The following is a 17,779-nucleotide window of genomic DNA, read 5'->3' on the forward strand; positions in this document are numbered from 1 at the left end:
CGCCCCCGCACGGGCCGGCCCCGCCCCCACCGGGCTCCCGCCCACCAAGACCCCCAAAACCCCGCCACATCCGGCGATGGCCGCCGGCAGCAGCGGCAACTGGCGCCACTGCTGGATCGACAGGGCGACCAGGCCGCCGACGGCCTCCCAGGCGCGGGTGGGCAGCGAGAAAGAACGCCCACGGCGGCGAGGTGCGGGTGCACAGCACCGCCGCCGTCAGCGAGGCCGCGGCGACCGATGCCAGCACCACCGCGTACGGCCACGCCGTGGAATTGGGGGAATCGGGCTTGGCGGCGCGGCGCACCCGGCCGACGACCCAGGCCGTCGCGATGATCGACACCGGCCACACCAGATAGAACTGTTCCTCCACGCCGAGCGACCAGTAGTGCTCGAACGGTGACGGCACATCCGCGGTCAGGTAATCGGTACCCTGGATGGCGAACCGGTAATTACCGACGTACAGCGCGCTGGCGATGCCGTCGGGAAGCACGTTGCGCGCTTGCAGCGACGGCGGTCGCGATGGCGGTGAGGACGGCGACGGTGGCCGCGGCCGGCATCAGGCGACGAGCACGGGCAACGTAAAAGCGGCCCAGCGCAAAGGTGTTCGCCGCGGCGACCTCACGCCACAACAGGCCGGTGATGAGGAAGCCAGAGATCACAAAGAAGACGTCGACACCGATGAAGCCGGCACCACTACCCGGTATGCCCGCGTGATGAGAGCACAACGGCGATCACCGCGCCGGCACGCAGGCCCTCGAGGCCCGGACGGAATCCGCGTCGCGGTACGTGTCGGGTAGGACTATCCTCCGCCCCTTGGGACGGGCTGGCGCTGGTTTCCTGCCGGACTGTCATGCCTTTGTCGGGATGCCTCGCTAGGTCGCCAGCCAGGAAAGCTCGCCGGGTAGTTGTAAACGCCACCACGTGATGTCGTGGCCGCCAACTGTGAAGTTTACCGCCGGAGGCGTTTTGAGTTGGCTCACGAATTGGCGTGTCGCGGGATAGAACCGGTCGAATGTCCCGCAGTCGACGCGCAACGGAATCTGCGACAGCGCCGGCAGGCCGAACACGCTGTTGGTCATCCAGTCCTCTTCGCCGTCAAACGCTTTGGGCGCGCAGTCGGCGTAGGACGTGTACAGCGCCGGACTGATCGCGCAGATCCCCGCGGTCCGCGACGGCCCCAGCTTGGCGCCCAGATGCAGTGCCCCGTAGCCGCCCATAGACCAGCCCATGAAGCCCACCCGGGAGGTGTCCAGGCCCATCGATCCCAGCATCGGCAGCAGCTCATCGAGGACCATCGCGCCGGAGTCGGTGCCGTCGGCCCGTTTGTGCCAGTAGGAGTCGCTGCCGCCGTCGACGCCGACCACCGCGAACGGCGGCTTGCCCTCCTTGGCCAATCGGGCCAGCGCGTCCTCGACACCGCAGTCGAGCATCATATTCGCGTCGCCGTCCTTGCCGTGCAACGCGATCACCGGACGCAGCAACCCGCTTTGCGAGGTGCGGCCGGGCGGCAGCGCGATCACCCAGTTGGTCTTGACGCCGCCGCGCGCCTTCGAGACGAACGACCCGGTGAGTCGGCTGGGCAGGTTACTGCTCGCGGTCGACGGTTCGAACGGGGACGGCAGGGGCGCCGCTCGCGGTTCGAGCGGATCCAGCCAGGCGCTCAAAGCCCATGCGCCCGCGGCCACGGCGCTGGCACTGGCGCCCATTCGCAGCACCGTGCGGCGGTTGAGATCAGGCACGACGGTGATAATGCCGCGCCCAGAGCACTTTTCCGAGGTCGTCGCGGGGATTGCAAAGGCATTGTGATGCGCCAGTCATCGCGCGGTTACCGCATGCCGCCCGGGTGCGAGCCGAATCCGTGCGGATGGAATCTGCCAGGTTTCAACCCTCGCCCGCCGCGCCGAGCTTCGGCACGCTAGGACCTTCGTGCGTGGCCTCGAAGAACGAAAGAGGATTTGGATGAGCTTGGCGTTTCACTGGTTTCTGCCGACCTACGGGGATTCCCGCAACCTCGTCGTCGGTGGGCACGGCACCGCGATGCATGGTGACCGGCCCGCGACTTTGCGTTATCTGCACCAGATTTGCGCCGCCGCCGAGGACACTGGTTTCGAGGCGGTGCTCACGCCGACCGGATTGTGGTGTGAGGACGCCTGGTTGACGACGGCGACGTTGATCGAGCGCACCGAGACACTGAAGTTTCTGGTCGCGTTCCGTCCTGGGCTGCTCAGCCCCACCCTGGCCGCCCAGATGGCCGGCACCTTCCAGCGGCATTCGGACGGGCGGCTGCTGCTCAACGTCGTCACCGGTGGCGAACCCCACGAACAACGGGCGTACGGCGACTTCCTGGACAAGCAGGCGCGCTACGCGCGGACCGCCGAATTCCTGGACTTGGTGCGACAACTGTGGACCTCGCGAAAGCCGGTGACGTTTTCCGGGGAGCACATTCGCGTCGAGGGCGCGCAGCTCAACAACCCGCCTGACCCGGTACCCGCGGTGTTCTTCGGCGGATCGTCCGGGTCGGCCGGGCCGGTGGCGGCCAAGTACGCCGACGTCTATCTCACCTGGGGTGAGCCGTTGCCGGCCGTCGGCGAGAAGCTGGATTGGATTCGCGGGCTGGCCGCCCAAGCCGGCCCCGCCGGCCGGACGCTGCAATTCGGGTTGCGCATCCATGTGATCAGCCGGCCCACCGCCGAGGAGGCGTGGGCCGAGGCCGACCGGCTGCTGGCGGCGATCGACCCGGCGGACATCGAGCGCGTGCAGAACAGCTTGGCGCGCAGCGAATCCGAGGGGCAGCGCCGCATGCGCGAGTTGCACGGCGGCGACAGCGGCGAGCTGCTCGTCGCGCCCAACCTGTGGGCGGGGGTGGGCCTGGTGCGCGGCGGCGCGGGCACGGCGCTGGTCGGGTCGCACGCAGAGGTGGCTGAGCGGCTGATCGAATACGCCGACCTCGGTATAGACCACTTCATCCTGTCCGGCTATCCGCACCTCGAAGAGGCGTACTGGTTCGGCGAAGGCGTGCTGCCGCTGCTCGAGCGGCGTGGCGTGTGGAAGCACCCCAACCGCAAGGCCCAGCCGACGGCGGCGACGCCGTTCGCGGCCGCGTCGGCGCAGTAGCCGTGGAGACCACCCTGCCCACCGCGGTGGGAGCGGCGCCCGAGCCGGCCGACGAGTCCGATGCGGACCGGCGCCGGTGGCTGCGCACCGTGGTGGTCGCCAGCCTGCTCGGCACCACGGTGGATGTGGTACGACTGCTTCCTCTACGCCACCGCCGCCGGCCTGGTCTTCAACAAGGTGTTCTTTCCCAACGCGAGTTCTCTGGTGGGCACGCTGCTGGCGTTCGCGACGTTCGCCGTCGGGTGCGTCATGCGGCCCATCGGCGGCCTGGTGTTCGGCCACATCAGGGACCGCATCGGGCGCAAACGCAGCCTCGCGTTGCCATGCTGATCATGGGCGGAGCGACCGCGCTGATCGGGGCGCTGCCGACCGCCGCCCAGATCGGGGCGTGGGCTCCGGTCCTGCTGCTGGTGCTGCGGGCGCTGCAGGGCTTCGCCCTCGGCGGCGAATGGGGCGGTGCGGTGCTGCTGGCCGTGGAACACAGCTCCGGGGGACTGGCGCGGGCGGTACGGCGCCATCCCGCAGGTCGGCCTGGGCGCTGGGCACCGGCATCTTCGCGGTCCTGTAGGTGGCGCTGGGCCCGTACGGTTCCTGGCCTACGGCTGGCGCATCGGTTTTCTCCTCAGCATCGTCCTGGTGGTGATCGGCGCGCTGGTACGGCTGCGGGTGGACGAGACTCCGGCGTTTCGGCAGTTGCGCGACATCGAGGCCGCGGCTACCGTGCCGATCCGCGAAATCGTCCGCGAACCCCGTTCCCGGCGAAACACGGCTGGGACTGCTGTCTCGCTGGGCGTAGGGCTCGGCGTTCAACACCTGGGGTGTGTTTGCGATCAGTTATGCCACCGGTGCGCTGGGCTTCAACAAAGTGTCGGTGCTGATCGTGGTGACCATCGCCGCCGTGCTGATGGCGGTGGCTGCTGCTGCCGGTGTTGGGGGCGCTGACCGGCCGGTTCGGCGCCCGTCGGGTGTATTTGGCCGGCGTGGCCATCTACGGGATCGCGGCGTTCCCGGCGTTCGCCCTGTTCGCACGAAGAACCTGCTCTGGTTCGGGCTGGCGATGGTGCTGGTGTTCAGCGTCGTGCACGCGCTGTTCTACGGGGCGCAGGGCACGCTGTATTCGTCGCTGTATCACACCGGTACGCGCTACACCGGGTTGTCGTTCGCCTACCAGTTCTCCGGCGTACGCGTCCGGGGTCACCCCGATGATCCTGAGCGCGCTGATCACTGTGGTCGGCGGCGCGCCGTGGCTGGCGTGTGGGTATCTGGTGGCGACGGCGGTGATCAGAGTGATCGCCACCGCGCTGATCCGCGACGCTGACCTGTACTTCTGCCTTTCGCAGCGTCAGTTGAGCATGATCGCGTTCGGCGGGGTGATCGGCGCCGGGCTGTTCGTCGGGTCCGGGATGGTGATCGGCGACACCGGGCCGGCGGCCTTCCTGACGTACGCGCTGTGCGGCGTGCTGGTCGCGCTGGTGATGCGGATGATGGGCGAAATGGCGGCCGCGAACCCGTCGACCGGCTCGTTCGCCGACTACGCGGCCACGGCGCTGGGCGGCTTGGGCCGGGTTTTCGGTGGGCTGGCTGTATTGGTACTTCTGGGTGATCGTCGTCGGATTCGAAGCCGTCGCCGGCGGCAAGGTCCTCGGCTACTGGTTCCACGCCCCGCTGTGGGTGCTGTCGCTGTGCCTGATGGTGTTGATGACGGCGACCAACCTGTTCTCGGTGACCTCGTTCGGTGAGTTCGAATTCTGGTTCGCCGGAATCAAAGTCGCGACCATCATGGTCTTCCTCGCCTTCGGCACCGCGTTCGTACTCGGGCTGGGGCCGGGTCACGGCGGCGAGTTCGCCAACCTGACCCCCTACGGCGGGTTCTTCCCCAACGGCGTCGGGGCCGTGTTCGCCGTGATCGTCGTGGTGATCTTCTCCATGGTGGGCGTCGAGATCGTCAACGTCGCCGCCGAAAGCCACGATCCGGTGCGAGCCGTGCAGCGCGCGACGCGTTCGGTGGTCGCGCGGATCGGGATCTTCTTCGTCGGTTCGGTGTTCCTGCTCGTCGCGATGCTGCCGTGGAATTCGGTGGAGCCGGGCGCCTCGCCGTACGTCGTGGCGTTCCGGCAGCTGGGCCTGCCCGGCGCGGATCAGGTGATGAACGCGGTCGTGCTGACCGCGTTGCTGTCCTGCCTGAACTCCGGCCTCTACACGGCCTCACGGATGCTGTTCGTCCTCGCCGACCGCCACGAGGCGCCGCTGCGGCTGGTCAAACTCAGCCGCCGCGGGGTGCCGCACCTCGCCGTCCTGTTCTCGTCGGCGATCGGGTTCGTGGCTGTCGCCTCACACGGTGTTTCTCTTCCTGCTCAACTCCTCGGGCGCGATCATCCTGTTCGTCTACTGGCTGATCGCGCTGACCCAGATTCTGTTGCGCCGCCGCACTCCCGCCGCGCGGCTGCGGGTGAGGATGTGGTTCTTCCCGGTGCTGTCGATCCTCACGCTGGCCACGGTCAGCGCGGCGCTGGTGCAGATGGCGTTCGACGACGCGACGCGCAGCTATCTGTGGCTGAGCCTGCTGTCGTGGGTGGTGGTGCTGGCGATCTACACCCTCACTCGCCCGGGGCCGGGCGACGGCGATATCAGTCCGTCTTCGTGAACAGCGCCGCCTGCTCGAACGGCAGCCTGGCGAACACCCTGCGCACGCCGCTGCCCACCTGCTCGGCCGCATCGTCCCGGCTGACGATCCGCGGGGCGGAAATGCCGAACGTGTTGCCGTGCCGGCGCATCCGCCCGCTCCCGGCCGCCTTGAGGTTCTTCAGCCAGTCCCGGTCGGGACCGTAGGTCAGCAGCACCGCGATGCCGGGTTTGCCGTCGACGGTAGCGTCGAACGCGCTCACCGGGGTGCGGAACTGCTTGCCGGACTTTCGTCCTGTGTGTTCGATGATCGCGTATGCCGGGGCCCAGCCGGCCCACAGCCGTTGAATCGGGTTGGTGACATGCCGGTTGAAGCGGGCCAGCCGCTGCGGAAGTTGCATAGCACCATCCAACTCGTCCCGCGCGGGCGGCATCAAGACGCAACGGCGACTCTTAACACCCTGTAGTTGGTCTGCTCGCCGAAGCTGGAACACTGGTCGACATGGCTAGCAGTGACCAGGCAATCGCCCAACCTCGGGCCGGGGTTGCGACGTCCGCGCAGCTCTTCTCCGACGCGTGCGCGGTCATTCCCGGCGGCGTGAACTCTCCGGTGCGCGCCTTCACCGCGGTCGGTGGGACACCGCGGTTCATCACCGAGGCCCAGGGCTGCTGGCTCACCGACGCCGACGGCAACCGCTACGTCGACCTGGTTTGCTCGTGGGGCCCAATGATCCTCGGCCACGCCCACCAGGCCGTGGTAGACGCCGTCACCCGGGCCGCCGCGACCGGATTGTCATTCGGGGCGCCGACGCCGCGGGAGACCGAACTCGCCACCGCGATCATCGAGCGGGTCGCGCCGGTCGAGCGGCTGCGCTTCGTGAACTCCGGAACCGAGGCGACCATGAGCGCGGTGCGGCTGGCCCGCGGTTTCACCGGCCGGGTAAAGATCATCAAGTTCTCCGGCTGCTACCACGGTCACGTGGACGCGTTGTTGGCCGACGCGGGTTCCGGGTTGGCGACGCTGGGGTTGTGTGACGACCCGTCGCGCCCGGCTGCGCCGGGCTTGCGATTGTCACAGGGTTTGCCGTCCACGCCCGGCGTCACCGGCGCGGCCGCGGCCGACACCATCGTGTTGCCCTACAACGACATTGACGCGGTTCGGGAAACGTTCGCCTGGTTCGGCGACCAGATCGCCGCGGTGATCACCGAAGCCAGCCCCGGCAACATGGGCGTCGTCCCGCCGGCGCCGGGCTACAACGCGGCGTTGCGCGCGGTCACCGCCGAGCACGGTGCGCTGTTGATCATCGACGAAGTGATGACGGGCTTCCGGGTCAGCCGAAGCGGTTGGTACGGAATCGATCCGGTCGCCGCCGACCTGTTCACCTTCGGCAAGGTGATGAGCGGCGGGTTGCCGGCCGCCGCGTTCGGCGGGCGAGCCGAGTTGATGGAACGGCTGGCGCCGCTGGGCCCGGTGTATCAGGCTGGCACCCTGTCCGGGAACCCCGTCGCGATGGCCGCCGGGCTGGCCACGCTGCGCGCCGCCGACGACGCCGTCTACGCCACGCTGAACGCCAACGCCGACTGCCTGGCCGGGCTGTTCTCCGACGCGCTGACCAATGCTGCTGTGCCACACCAGATTTCGCGGGCCGGCAACATGATCAGTGTGTTCTTCACGGACACCCCGGTGACCGACTTCGCGTCCGCGCGCGCCAGCCAGACCTGGCGCTACCCGTCGTTCTTCCACGCCCTGCTGGACGCGGGCGTGTACCCGCCGTGCAGCGCTTTCGAGACGTGGTTCGTCTCGACCGCGCTCGATGACACCGCGTTCGAGCGAATCGCGGAGGCGCTGCCCGCCGCCGCCCGCGCCGCCGCGAGCGCGACCGGGGAGGGGCAGTCCTGATGGGCGAACAAACCCGCGTGCACGTGATGCGGCACTGCGAAGTGCACAACCCGGGCGGCATCCTCTACGGCCGGCTGCCCGGATTCCACCTGTCCGAGCGGGGCCGGGCGCAGGCGCAGGCGGTGGCCGACGCGCTGGCCGGCTGCGACATTGTCGCGGTCATCGCCTCCCCGCTGCAGCGGGCCCAGGAGACCGCCGCACCGATCGCCGACAAGCACGGCCTGGCCATCAATACCGATCCCGATCTGATCGAATCGGCCAACTTCTTCGAGGGCCGCCGGGTCAGTCCCGGCGACGGGGCGTGGCGGGACCCGCGGGTGTGGTGGCAGCTGCGCAATCCGCTGCGGCCGTCGTGGGGGGAGCCGTACCGCGAGATCGCCGACCGGATGTCTACGGCGGTGGACAAGGCCCGCGCCCGCGGGGCCGGCCACGAGGTGGTGTGTGTCAGCCACCAGCTGCCGGTGTGGACGCTGCGGTTGCACGTGACCGGCCGGCGGCTGTGGCACGATCCGCGGCGCCGCGAGTGTGATGTCGCCTCGCTGACCACGCTGATCTACGACGGCGACCGGCTGATTGATGTCGAATACTCCCGCCCTGCGCTATGACCAGAAGACGACGGCCTGTGCTCGCCGGAGTGGTGTTGGCGATCTGCGGGTTGCTGACCGGCTGCTCGGCGGGTCACGACGCCGTCACGCAGGGCGGCACCTTCGAGTTCGTCTCGCCCGGTGGCAAGACCGACATCGCCTACGACCCGCCGTCGAGCCGCGGCCGTCCCGGCCCGCTGTCCGGGCCCGACCTGGCCGACCTGTCGCACCCGCTGTCGCTGGACGACCCGATCCTCGCGGGCAACGTCGTAGTGATCAATGTGTGGGGGCAGTGGTGCGGGCCGTGCCGTGCCGAGGTCACCCAACTGCAGCAGGTCTACGACGCCACCCGTGGCTCGGGGGCGTCGTTTCTGGGCATCGACGTCCGCGACAACAACCGTCAGGCTGCCTTGGACTTCGTCAACGACCGCGCGGTGACCTACCCGTCGATCTACGACCCGGCGATGCGCACGCTGATCGCCTTCGGCGGCAAATACCCCACCACCGTCATCCCGTCCACGCTGGTCCTGGACCGCCAGCACCGGGTCGCGGCGGTGTTTCTGCGCGAGCTGCTGGCCGCCGACCTGCAACCCGTTGTGCAGAAGCTGACCCGGGAAGCGCCGCCGGGTCTGAATACCCCGGGTTCGCCGCAATGACCGGGTTCGCGCAGACCGCGGCCGCCGGGCCGTTGCTGTTGGCGCTGGGCGCCTGCGTGCTGGCGGGCCTGGTGTCGTTCGCCTCACCGTGCGTGGTGCCGCTGGTGCCGGGCTATTTGTCGTATCTGGCCGCCATAGTCGGCGAGGACGTAGACGGGCAGCCGGTCGGGGGGACGGTCAAGGCCGCGCCGGCGGCGCGGTGGCGGGTCGCCGGCGCGGCGCTGCTGTTCGTCGCCGGATTCACCGCGGTGTTCGTGCTGGGCACCGTGGCAGTGCTGGGCATGACGACGACGCTGATCACCAACCAGTTGGTGTTGCAGCGGGTCGGCGGCGTGCTGACGATCGTGATGGGGCTGGTGTTCGTGGGCCTGATCCCGGCCTTGCAGCGCCAGGTCCGGTTCACCCCGCAACAGCTGACGACCGTCGCCGGGGCGCCGGTGCTGGGCGCGGTGTTCGCGCTCGGGTGGACACCGTGCCTGGGCCCGACGCTGACCGGCGTGATCACCGTGGCCTCGGCCACCGACGGGGCGAACGTCGCCCGCGGCATCCTGCTGGTGATCGCCTACTGCCTGGGGCTGGGCATCCCGTTTGTGCTGCTGGCCTTCGGTTCGGCGCGGGCGGTCGCCGGCCTGGGCTGGCTGCGGCGCCACAGCCGAGGCATCCAGATTTTCGGTGGAGCGCAGCTGATCGCTGTCGGCGCGCTGCTGGTCACCGGCGTGTGGAACGACTTCACCTCCTGGGTGCGGGACGCCTTCGTGTCCGACGTGAGGTTGCCGATTTGATCGCGCCGGTAGTCGCGTACGTGCGCAACACCTGGCGCGCGCTGACCTCGATGGGCACCGCGCTGGTGCTGTTGTGCCTGCTCGCACTCAGCGCGATTCCCGGCGCGTTGCTGCCGCAGCGCAGCCTCAACGCCGGCAAGGTCGACGAGTACCTGGCCGCGCATCCGACCATCGGCCCGTGGCTGGATCGGGTGCAGGCCTTCGAGGTGTTCTCCAGCTTCTGGTTCACCGCCATTTACGTGCTGCTGTTCGTCTCGCTGGTCGGCTGCCTGACCCCGCGGATGCTCGAGCACGCCCGTAGCCTACGTGCCACGCCCGTCGGCGTGCCGCGCAACCTGGCCCGGCTGCCCAAGCACGCTCGCGCGACGCTGACGCTGGCCGACGAGGCCGACCTGAACGCGGTGGCCAACACCGTCACCGGCTGGCTGCACGGCTGGCGCACCGCGATCCGGCACGACGGCGAAACCGTCGAGGTCTCGGCGGAGAAAGGTTACTTGCGCGAGTTCGGCAACATCGTCTTCCACTTCTCCCTGCTGGGCCTGCTGGTCGCGGTGGCCGTCGGCAAGCTGTTCGGCTACGAGGGCAACGTCATTGTCATCGCCGACGGCGGGCCCGGGTTCTGCTCGGCATCGCCGGCCGCGTTCGACTCGTTCCGCGCCGGCAACACCGTCGACGGCACGTCGCTGCACCCGATCTGCGTGCGGGTCAACGACTTTCAGGCACACTACCTGCCGTCCGGGCAGGCCACGTCGTTCGCCGCCGACATCGACTACCAGAACGGCGCCGACCTGGCCGCCAACAATTGGCGGCCCTACCGCCTCGAGGTCAACTATCCGCTGCGGGTCGGCGGAGACCGGGTGTACCTGCAGGGTCACGGCTACGCGCCCACTTTCACGGTGACCTTCCCCGACGGGCAGCAGCGCACCTCGACCGTGCAGTGGCGGCCGGACAACCCGCAGACGCTGCTCTCCTCGGGTGTGGCGCGCATCGATCCGCCGGCCGGCAGCTACCCGACCGCGGCCGAGCGTCGTCAACACCAAATCGCGATCCAGGGCCTGCTGGCGCCCACCGAGCAACTCGACGGCACCCTGCTGTCGTCGCGGTTCCCGGCGCTGAACGCCCCGGCTGTGGCCATCGACATCTACCGCGGCGACACCGGCCTGGACACCGGCCGCCCGCAGTCGCTGTTCACCCTCGATCACCGGCTACTCGAGCAGGGCCGACTGACCAAGGAGAAGCGGGTCAACCTGCACGCCGGCCAACAGGTGCGGATCGACCAGGGCCCGGCGGCCGGCACCATCATCCGTTTCGACGGAGCCGTGCCGTTCGTCAACCTGCAGGTCTCGCACGACCCCGGCCAGGTCTGGGTGCTGGTCTTCGCGATCACGATGATGGCCGGGCTGCTGGTGTCGCTGCTGGTGCGCCGGCGCCGCGTCTGGGTGCGGCTGACGCCGGTCCCGACGGGCGGGGCGGACGGCCTCGGGTCGACCCCCGGTACAGTGAACGTCGAGCTGGGCGGCTTGGCCCGCACCGACAACTCCGGGTGGGGTGACGAGTTCGGGAAACTCACCGCACGCTTGTTGACCGGACTCGATTCCGGCGCAGGCCAGGCCGAACATCCAGCGTCCCGAAGGAGCTCTCAGGTGGACGTCACATGAACACGCTGCACGTCAACATCGGCCTGGCGCGGTACTCCGAATGGGCGTTCACCTCTGCGGTGGTGGCGCTGGCGGTCGCGCTGCTGCTGCTCGCGTTCGAGCTGGCCTATGTCGGCGGCCGGCGGGCGGACGACTGGGCGCGGGTCCTGGCCGGCGGGGTCACCGCCGACAGCATCAGGCCCGACATCGTCGACGACGGTCCGCGCCGGCCGCTCGACGAACGCGTCGGTCGGGGCGGCCTGGCGGTGGCCTACCTCGGCATCGGCATGCTGCTCACCTGCCTCGTGCTGCGCGGCCTGGCCACCATGCGCGTGCCGTGGGGAAACATGTACGAGTTCATCAACCTCACCTGCCTGTGCGGCCTGGTGGCCGGCGCGGTGGTGCTGCGCCGCCCGCAGTTCCGGCCGCTGTGGGTGTTCCTGCTGCTGCCGGTGCTGATCCTGCTCACGGTGTCCGGTCGCTGGCTCTACACCAACGCCGCTCCAGTGGTGCCGGCGCTGCAGTCCTACTGGCTGCCCATCCACGTGTCGGTGGTCAGCCTGGGTTCCGGGGTCTTTCTGGTTGCCGGCGTCGCCAGCATCCTGTTCCTGCTGCGCACCTCCCGGCTGGGCGAACCCGCCTCCTCGGAAGCCCATGCCGAAGCTCCCGACAGCCCGCTGGCCAGGCTGGTCCGGCGGCTGCCGGACGCCCAGACCCTGGACCGCATCGCCTACCGCACCACGATCTTCGCGTTCCCGGTGTTCGGTTTCGGGGTGATCTTCGGGGCCATCTGGGCCGAGGAGGCGTGGGGCAGGTACTGGGGCTGGGACCCCAAGGAAACGGTTTCGTTCGTCGCGTGGGTGGTCTATGCGGCCTACCTGCACGCCAGGTCGACGGCGGGATGGCGCGACCGCAAGGCCGCCTGGATCAACGTGGTCGGATTTGTGGCCATGGTCTTCAATTTGTTCTTCGTTAACCTGGTCACGGTGGGCCTGCATTCGTATGCGGGCGTCGGCTGACAGTTGGGGATCTACAGCGCAACCAGGGGGAATGCACGTGTCTGAGCAATCGAGCAGTGGCGTGGGGAGCCTGAACATCCGGTGACCGAGCTGTCGCCGCAGGAGCCCGCGCCGCACCCCGGCGACGCGGCGAATCCCGGCGCCGACGCGCCGAGCCGCGCCTTCGCCGGTTTCCGTACCGAGCGCCGGGTCCCCGCGACCGAGCGGCGCGAAGCGTCGCCCGCCGGCGGGGATGCCGCCCTGGGATTCGACACCAGTGCGCGCGTCGAGCCGGACCGCCTTTAGCGCCTACTACAACGGTCGGGCGGAGGCTCCGCCGCATTCGTCGGCAACCTTGTACCCCCCGAGCACCTGCCGCACATGCCCTACCCGGAGCTGTCCACCGGCATGCTGCTGCGGCCGATCAAGCCGCCGCCGTCGGAAGGCTGGCGCCGGTTGGACTACGTGCTGTCCGGCCGGATCATCAACTGGGCGAGGCCCACGGGAGGCCCGGCAGAACAATCTGGTGGCGCAGGTCAACCGGCCGTACGGGGTTCCTGCCGCGTCGCGGTGATCTCGCTGAAGGGCGGCGTCGGCAAGACCACCGTCGCGGCCGCGCTGGACGCCACGTTCGCCGCCATCCGCGGCGACCGGGTGGTGGCCGTCGACTCCAACCCGGACCGCGGGGCGCTGAGCCAGAAGGTTCCGCTAGAGACCGCGGCGACCGTCCGTCAGTTGCTGCAGGACGCCGGCACCGTCGAGCGCTACAGCGACGTGCGCCGCTACACCTCGAAGGGAGACACCCAGCGGGCTAGAAGTCCTGGCGTCCGACAGCGATCCGGCCGTCTCGAAGGCGTTCGACGCTGAGGACTACAACTGTGTGCTGGGCATCCTGGAGAGCTACTACGGCCTGGTGATCACCGACTGTGGGCCCGGCCTGCGGCACTCGGCCATGTCGTCGGTGCTGTGGAGCACTCCGATGCGCTGATCGTGGTGAGTTCGGGCTCGATCGACGGGGCGCGCAGTGCCTCGGCACGCTGGACCGGCTGGACGCTCACGGCCACGAAGCGCTGGTGCGCAATTCCATCGCGGTCATCAACGCTGTGCGCCTGCGCAGTGGCAAGTTCGACATGAACAAGGTCGTCGATCACTTCTCCCGGCGGCGTCGCGCGGTGCTGCAGGTGCCCTACGACGCCCACCTCGACGACGGCGCCAAGATTCATGTCGATCAGTTGCGGCGGGAGACCCGGGAAGCATTCACCGGGCTGGCTGCCGCTGTGGCAGAAGGGTTTCCGGGAGACAGCCCAATCTAGGGGTGGGTAGCGCGTTCAGTAGGGGTTGTTGTCCCCGTTGCCCAACCGGCGCAGGAAGTCTGGATCGTCGTCGGGTCCGATGACGCGCATCTTCGGTCGCTGGGTCTGCGACCGCGCCGCGCGCCAGCCAACGTAGATCAGCGTCCCCAAAACCAGGACGACCACCAGGTAGAGCACTCAACACCTCCTTTAAGCAAATATACTCGCGCAGTAGGCTCATGCTGTGCCAGAAGAGCCGAGCGACAACAGCACTGGAGACGGCGGCGTGGATCGCGCTTGTGATCGAGTCGTGGTTGACGTGTTGCTTTACGCCGTGGCGCGGTTGCTGCTGGCGGTGGTGCTCACCGGGGTGATTTATCTCGCTGCGCAACTGCTGGGGGTCAGCCCGTTCCCGGTCGTCGTCGCGGCGTTGTTCGCGTTGATCATCGCGATGCCGCTGGGCATCTGGGTGTTCGCGCCGCTGCGGCGCCGGGCCACCACGTCGTTGGCCGTCGCGGGGGAACGGCGCCGCACCGAACGCGAACAGCTGCGGGCCCGTCTGCGCGGCGAGGTGGTGTCGGCGTCCGAGAACGAATCGGATGCGAAGTGAATTCAGCCGTTGGGCATCCGCACCACTTGTGCGGCGTAGCTGAGCCCCGCACCGTAACCGAATCAGCAGCGCGAGATCGCCGGGCTTGGACGCCCCGGTGGCCAGCAGTTCGGTTATCGCCAGCGGGATGGACGCCGCGGACGTGTTTCCGGTGTGCTCGATGTCATTGGCGACGACCGCGTCCGCGCGTAGGTTGAGGTTTTTGGCCAGTACTTCGTTGATGCGGGCGTTGGCCTGATGAGGGATGAACACGTCGATCTGGTCTGACCTGACGCCCGCGGCGTCCATCGCCTGCCGCCCGAACCTTGCCCATCTCGAACGCGGTCCAACGGAATACGGCGCTGCCCTCCAGCCGGAGGAACGGGGGCGCGGGTCGGTCGGGTTCTCCGTGTAGGCGATCCAGTCGATGGCCATCGCTTGTTCGCCGTCGCTGCCCCAGACCGTCTGCCCGATCCCTTGTTCGGCGGTCTGCCCGACGACGACCGTGGCGGCGCCGTCGGCGAAGATGAAGCAGTTGCTGGGGTCGAGCATGTCCACGGTGGGCGACGGTTTCTCCGAACCGATCACTAGCATTTTGGCGACGCTGCTTCCGCAAATCATGTCGGCGGCGACGCCGACCGCGTAGCCGAAGCCGGCGCACCCGGCCGAGATGTCGAAGGCGGGCACACCGGCGGTGCCCAGGGCTGAGGCGACCGCGGGGGCGCTAGCCGGGGTCTGCAGAAACTGGGTGCTGGTCGCGACAATCACACCGTCGATGTCGGTCGCCGACAGTTCCGCCCGCGACAGCGCCTGCCGGCTGGCCTCGATCGCCATCGACGCAACAGATTCGTCGAGGGCCGCGAAGCGGCGTGTCTTGATGCCGTGCTGTAGATCCACTCATCGGAGGAGTCGATGTTCTGGCACAGCTCCTCGTTGGTGACGACCCGCTCGGGCCGGTATGCGCCGACGCTAAGCAGGCCGACGTTGGTGGGTCCGCTGTTCGCGGCGGCGATCTGCTGCATGCGCTCCTCGTTCAGTGTCGTCGCGCTCAGGGTGTAAGGGCGGTCACATCCGACGCTAACGCTTATTGTCGCAATCCGCGGAAGTCTTGGCGAACGAGGTTCGTGCGCTTCGGCTCGGCCGTGCACGCACGCCGACGGAGCCCACCTGCGGCGCACACGCAACGCCACGGCCGCACATCGAACGAGCTCCGCGGCACCCCCCGCACGGGGTGTGCGTCAGTGCGTCAGCGCCGCCGTCACCGCGACCGCCCACACCAGCATCGTCAGGCCGGTATCGCGCAGCACGGGAATGAGCTCGGGACCGCCTCGGCCCGACCGCACCGGCCGGGCCGCACGCACCGCCAACGGCGTGGCGATGAGCCCGGCCGCACACCACGGCGTCGCCAGCATCAACACCAGGGTCAGCACCCCGGCGGTGGCCAGCAGGCTCTGGTAGAACAGCCGGGTGCGGGCGTCGCCGAGACGCACCGCGAGCGTGATCTTGTGCGCCTGCGCGTCGGTCGGGATGTCGCGCAGGTTGTTGGCGACCAGAACCGACGACGACAGTGCGCCTGTCGCCACCGCCAGCGTCAGGCCCACCCAGTCCACCCGCAGCGCCTGGGTGTACTGCGTGCCCAGCACGGCGACCAGTCCGAAGAACATGAACACCGCAACCTCGCCGAGACCGGAGTAGCCGTAGGGCCGCGACCCGCCGGTATACAGCCAGGCGCCGGCGAGGCACGCCACCCCGACCGCGATTAGCCAGGGCGCGGACAGCAGCGCCAGCGCCAGACCCGCCACCGCGCCGACGGCTAGCGCGCAGACCGCGGCGGTCAGCACCGAGCGCGGCGTCGCCAGGCGCGAACCGACCAGCCGCGCCGGTCCGGTCCGGACGTTGTCGGTGCCCCGCACGCCGTCGGAGTAGTCGTTGGCGTAGTTGACGCCGACGGTCAGCGGGAGCGCGACGGTCAACGCCAGCAGGGCTTTCCACCACACCGCCGATTGCAGCCACGCCGCGGCACCGGTGCCGGCAACCACGGGTGCGACCGCGTTGGGCAGTGTCCGCGGCCGGGCACCCGAGATCCACTGCGCGAAACTGGCCACCAGGGCATCCTGCCCTATGCACCAGAATGGGCGGGTGCCCGCCGTTGATGCAGAGCCCCAGCAATGAGGGAGGAGCCGCGCAGATGCTCGCAGTGATCGGCAGGAGTGGCTTCTACACGTTCTTCGATTCCCATGTCCGTGACGTCACGGTGGACACCCCTATGGCGCACCGGCCGCACCCATCACGGTGGGCACCATCGCGGCGATCCACGGCGCGTTCGGCATACCCGCGGTCACCACCGCGCAGATGGAGTACTGGGCCCAGGTGATGCAACGGCTCTGGCAGGCGAGATGATCTTCAACCACGACGGGCCGATGGGCAAATACCCAATCCTGTTCCTGGACCCCGCATTCGACGAAGACATTCGGCTGGCGCTGGTGGTGTTCGGCCCGAACACCCTCGCCCTGGGCGGCCGTGCCTTCGACGACGTCATCCTGCGCACCTACTTCACGCCGGAAACGTTGCAGCGCTGCGTCGAGACCGTTAAATCCGCGGCGGAGAAGGCCGGTCGCGACCCGGACAGCATGCGGGTGTGGTCGTGCTTCGCCACTGTCGGCGATCATCTTCCCGAACAGTTGCGGCTGAAGAAGACCGTCGCCCGGCTGGCCACCTATCTGCAGGGGTACGGCGACCTGGTGGGTGAGGCGGGCAGCGCCGTGTAGGTGAGGCTGCGGGCGCGCTCGACGGCGACGTAGTTATCTACCAGCGCGTGCTTGACTCCCTGAAATGCGCCGATCGGCGTGCCGAACTGACGGCGGGTCTTCGCGTGTTCGACCGAGCGCTGCAACACGGCACCGGCCACGCCGACCAGATCCGCGGCCACCGCCACCAGCGGCGCCGTCAGCGCCGATTCGAGGTTGATGGGTGCGGAAGTCAACGGTTCGGCGTCGATCTCGACGTCGGAAACCGGCTGGGCCGGGTCGATCGACTCGCCCGGAATGACGGTGACGCTGTCACAGCCTCGTACGACGACGGCGACATACCCGTCGATGGACTTGGCCAGCCCGACGATCACCTCGGCCCGGAAACGTTGGGCACCGCGACCGCTCGGCCCCGAACCCGCCCGTGCCGCAGCGTCAGCGCGGTGCCGCGGCGAGTCGAGATCGGTTGGCGTGCACGGCCCAGGGTCGCGACGGCGCCGCCGGCGATGTCGGTGCGTACCGAATCCAGCCCGACCGCACGTAGGGCGCCCGCCGCCAGCCCGACGCTGTTGAGCAACGGGATGGGGGCAAGCGCCACGCCGCATTTCTCGAGCACCACGAGCAGCTCGACGGGCCCGTAGTCGCCCGCCCCGGGCGCGGCCAGCTCGGTCCAGCCAAGGTCGACTTCGTCCACAAGGTGCGCCATCACTCCGGATCCGTCAGCGCCTGCCTCGCCGCGTCAGGAGGGCTTTCGGTGCGCAGGATGTAGCGCAGCGACAGCTGATCGGAAGTCAACCCGACATCCATAAGACTCCATAATCTAATAAAGATAGTAAACTAGCCGGGCTGTGGCAATCG

Annotated in this window: 15 protein-coding genes and 6 pseudogenes; 13 read left to right on the forward strand and 8 right to left on the reverse strand. The window is 68.8% G+C overall.

Going from position 1 to position 17,779, the window contains the following annotated elements; translation table 11 throughout:
* Positions 1-852 (reverse strand): annotated as a pseudogene (locus tag FQ389_RS13335) (acyltransferase family protein); the annotation flags it as partial.
* Positions 853-872: 20 nt separating this feature from the next.
* Positions 873-1,748, reverse strand: coding sequence for an alpha/beta hydrolase (locus FQ389_RS13340; RefSeq protein ID WP_186296423.1), 876 nt, complete (start codon positions 1,746-1,748; stop codon positions 873-875).
* Between the two features lie 211 nt (positions 1,749-1,959).
* Between FQ389_RS13340 and FQ389_RS13345 the strand changes: the two genes are divergently transcribed.
* The 3 genes and pseudogenes from FQ389_RS13345 to FQ389_RS13355 all read left to right on the forward strand — a co-directional run bounded on the left by FQ389_RS13345 (position 1,960) and on the right by FQ389_RS13355 (position 5,758).
* On the forward strand, positions 1,960-3,114 hold the full coding sequence (locus tag FQ389_RS13345; protein ID WP_144208403.1) for an LLM class flavin-dependent oxidoreductase: 1,155 nt from the start codon (positions 1,960-1,962) through the stop codon (positions 3,112-3,114).
* A 2-nt stretch (positions 3,115-3,116) separates the two neighbouring features.
* A pseudogene (locus FQ389_RS13350) lies at positions 3,117-4,442 on the forward strand (MFS transporter); the annotation flags it as partial.
* A gap of 24 nt (positions 4,443-4,466) precedes the next feature.
* Positions 4,467-5,758, forward strand: a pseudogene (locus tag FQ389_RS13355) (amino acid permease).
* Here FQ389_RS13355 and FQ389_RS13360 read toward each other — a convergent pair.
* On the reverse strand, positions 5,742-6,137 hold the full coding sequence (locus FQ389_RS13360; RefSeq protein WP_144208406.1) for a nitroreductase family deazaflavin-dependent oxidoreductase: 396 nt from the start codon (positions 6,135-6,137) through the stop codon (positions 5,742-5,744). The pseudogene FQ389_RS13355 and the gene FQ389_RS13360 sit on opposite strands and share 17 nt — an antisense overlap.
* 101 nt (positions 6,138-6,238) lie before the next feature.
* Between FQ389_RS13360 and hemL the strand changes: the two genes are divergently transcribed.
* The 7 genes and pseudogenes from hemL (at position 6,239) to FQ389_RS13395 (ending at position 13,606) form a co-directional block, all read left to right on the forward strand.
* A complete protein-coding gene (gene hemL, locus FQ389_RS13365; RefSeq protein ID WP_144208409.1) occupies positions 6,239-7,636 on the forward strand; it encodes a glutamate-1-semialdehyde 2,1-aminomutase in 1,398 nt (465 codons plus the stop codon).
* A complete protein-coding gene (locus FQ389_RS13370; RefSeq protein ID WP_144208412.1) occupies positions 7,636-8,241 on the forward strand; it encodes a histidine phosphatase family protein in 606 nt (201 codons plus the stop codon). Before hemL ends, FQ389_RS13370 begins: the two co-directional genes overlap by 1 nt.
* Positions 8,238-8,876 carry a TlpA disulfide reductase family protein gene (locus tag FQ389_RS13375; protein WP_144208415.1) on the forward strand — a complete coding sequence of 213 codons (639 nt, stop codon included), beginning with the start codon at positions 8,238-8,240 and terminating at the stop codon, positions 8,874-8,876. The genes FQ389_RS13370 and FQ389_RS13375 overlap by 4 nt, the downstream gene beginning before the upstream one ends.
* Positions 8,873-9,658 (forward strand): cytochrome c biogenesis CcdA family protein, encoded by a 786-nt coding sequence (locus tag FQ389_RS13380; protein ID WP_144208418.1) that lies wholly within the window; start codon positions 8,873-8,875, stop codon positions 9,656-9,658. The genes FQ389_RS13375 and FQ389_RS13380 overlap by 4 nt, the downstream gene beginning before the upstream one ends.
* Before the next feature lie 50 nt (positions 9,659-9,708).
* Complete coding sequence (locus tag FQ389_RS13385) at positions 9,709-11,316, forward strand: cytochrome c biogenesis protein ResB (RefSeq protein ID WP_144208462.1); 1,608 nt, start codon at positions 9,709-9,711, stop codon at positions 11,314-11,316.
* Positions 11,313-12,314: a c-type cytochrome biogenesis protein CcsB gene (gene ccsB / locus FQ389_RS13390; RefSeq protein ID WP_144208421.1), complete on the forward strand. Its 1,002-nt coding sequence runs from the start codon at positions 11,313-11,315 to the stop codon at positions 12,312-12,314. Before FQ389_RS13385 ends, ccsB begins: the two co-directional genes overlap by 4 nt.
* 48 nt (positions 12,315-12,362) lie before the next feature.
* Positions 12,363-13,606, forward strand: a pseudogene (locus tag FQ389_RS13395) (MinD/ParA family ATP-binding protein).
* 15 nt (positions 13,607-13,621) lie between these two features.
* Here the strand turns inward: FQ389_RS13395 and FQ389_RS13400 are convergent.
* Complete coding sequence (locus tag FQ389_RS13400) at positions 13,622-13,783, reverse strand: hypothetical protein (RefSeq protein ID WP_144208424.1); 162 nt, start codon at positions 13,781-13,783, stop codon at positions 13,622-13,624.
* Positions 13,784-13,829: 46 nt separating this feature from the next.
* Here FQ389_RS13400 and FQ389_RS13405 point away from each other — a divergent pair, with 46 nt between their 5' ends.
* A complete protein-coding gene (locus FQ389_RS13405; protein WP_144208427.1) occupies positions 13,830-14,195 on the forward strand; it encodes a DUF4229 domain-containing protein in 366 nt (121 codons plus the stop codon).
* A 2-nt stretch (positions 14,196-14,197) separates the two neighbouring features.
* On the opposite strand, the pseudogene fabH reads toward FQ389_RS13405, so the two are convergent.
* A pseudogene (gene fabH, locus FQ389_RS13410) lies at positions 14,198-15,151 on the reverse strand (beta-ketoacyl-ACP synthase III).
* Here fabH and FQ389_RS20300 point away from each other — a divergent pair.
* Positions 15,087-15,233, forward strand: coding sequence for a hypothetical protein (locus FQ389_RS20300; protein ID WP_260860763.1), 147 nt, complete (start codon positions 15,087-15,089; stop codon positions 15,231-15,233). The pseudogene fabH and the gene FQ389_RS20300 overlap by 65 nt on opposite strands.
* A 179-nt stretch (positions 15,234-15,412) precedes the next feature.
* Here the strand turns inward: FQ389_RS20300 and FQ389_RS13415 are convergent, their stop codons facing one another.
* Entirely contained in the window at positions 15,413-16,279 is an 867-nt protein-coding gene (locus FQ389_RS13415) for a 1,4-dihydroxy-2-naphthoate polyprenyltransferase (protein WP_144208430.1), read from the reverse strand.
* Between the two features lie 196 nt (positions 16,280-16,475).
* Between FQ389_RS13415 and FQ389_RS13420 the strand changes: the two are divergent.
* A pseudogene (locus tag FQ389_RS13420) lies at positions 16,476-16,918 on the forward strand (LLM class flavin-dependent oxidoreductase); the annotation flags it as partial.
* Here FQ389_RS13420 and FQ389_RS20305 read toward each other — a convergent pair.
* Together FQ389_RS20305 and FQ389_RS20310 are read right to left on the reverse strand one after the other, a co-directional pair.
* A complete protein-coding gene (locus FQ389_RS20305; RefSeq protein WP_260860755.1) occupies positions 16,891-17,295 on the reverse strand; it encodes an acyl-CoA dehydrogenase family protein in 405 nt (134 codons plus the stop codon). The pseudogene FQ389_RS13420 and the gene FQ389_RS20305 overlap by 28 nt on opposite strands.
* The gene (locus tag FQ389_RS20310; RefSeq protein WP_260860756.1) at positions 17,292-17,630 is read right to left on the reverse strand and encodes a hypothetical protein; all 339 of its coding nucleotides are present in this window, start codon (positions 17,628-17,630) and stop codon (positions 17,292-17,294) included. The genes FQ389_RS20305 and FQ389_RS20310 overlap by 4 nt, the downstream gene beginning before the upstream one ends.
* Positions 17,631-17,779 lie beyond the last annotated feature (149 nt).

Origin of the sequence: Mycobacterium tilburgii, from assembly GCF_902168065.1 — a bacterium.
Taxonomy (GTDB): Bacteria; Actinomycetota; Actinomycetes; order Mycobacteriales; family Mycobacteriaceae; genus Mycobacterium; species Mycobacterium tilburgii.

Excerpts from the sequence above, each read along its gene's own strand:
- FQ389_RS13345 (WP_144208403.1), top strand. The coding sequence starts at position 1,960 with ATGAGCTTGGCGTTTCACTGGTTTCTGCCGACCTACGGGGATTCCCGC.
- FQ389_RS13360 (WP_144208406.1), bottom strand. The coding sequence starts at position 6,137 with ATGCAACTTCCGCAGCGGCTGGCCCGCTTCAACCGGCATGTCACCAAC.
- hemL (WP_144208409.1), top strand. The coding sequence starts at position 6,239 with ATGGCTAGCAGTGACCAGGCAATCGCCCAACCTCGGGCCGGGGTTGCG.
- FQ389_RS13370 (WP_144208412.1), top strand. The coding sequence starts at position 7,636 with ATGGGCGAACAAACCCGCGTGCACGTGATGCGGCACTGCGAAGTGCAC.
- FQ389_RS13375 (WP_144208415.1), top strand. The coding sequence starts at position 8,238 with ATGACCAGAAGACGACGGCCTGTGCTCGCCGGAGTGGTGTTGGCGATC.
- FQ389_RS13380 (WP_144208418.1), top strand. The coding sequence starts at position 8,873 with ATGACCGGGTTCGCGCAGACCGCGGCCGCCGGGCCGTTGCTGTTGGCG.
- FQ389_RS13385 (WP_144208462.1), top strand. The coding sequence starts at position 9,709 with ATGGGCACCGCGCTGGTGCTGTTGTGCCTGCTCGCACTCAGCGCGATT.
- ccsB (WP_144208421.1), top strand. The coding sequence starts at position 11,313 with ATGAACACGCTGCACGTCAACATCGGCCTGGCGCGGTACTCCGAATGG.
- FQ389_RS20300 (WP_260860763.1), top strand. The coding sequence starts at position 15,087 with ATGTTCTGGCACAGCTCCTCGTTGGTGACGACCCGCTCGGGCCGGTAT.